The sequence below is a fragment of the Cobetia sp. SIMBA_158 genome (assembly GCF_046566945.1).
Lineage (GTDB): Bacteria > Pseudomonadota > Gammaproteobacteria > Pseudomonadales > Halomonadaceae > Cobetia > Cobetia amphilecti.
In genome coordinates this window covers 1-265 of record NZ_JAWJYL010000490.1, presented here as the reverse complement: position 1 = coordinate 265, position 265 = coordinate 1, and the positions used below count along the sequence as shown (strand labels likewise).

Annotated in this window: 1 protein-coding gene; it reads right to left on the bottom strand. The window is 39.2% G+C overall.

Annotated elements, in window-relative coordinates; translation table 11 throughout:
* Positions 1–265 (bottom strand): hypothetical protein (locus tag R2R70_RS20790; protein ID WP_410979021.1); only part of this gene is annotated, 265 nt, incomplete at both ends.

Here is a 265-nt window from a genome sequence, read left to right as displayed (position 1 = left end):
ACCACTTAAAAAATATGAACTGCTCAGTCGGATCAGGAAAGGATGGAGGATAGTCAGATGATTAATAAAATCAAGTTTTTCTTCAATCATAAACACTTCTTTTGCTTCAAATGTATAAACATAGTTTCGGTGCAACGTGGTTATTGGCTGGATTTTAGCACTCGGGTTTTTAACGGTCCAATTTGCACTAAATGCGGAAGGAGCTTCAGGAAATGAAACAGATTGTAGAAGGCGATTGGGTGGAAGCTTTGGGTGAAGTTGCACG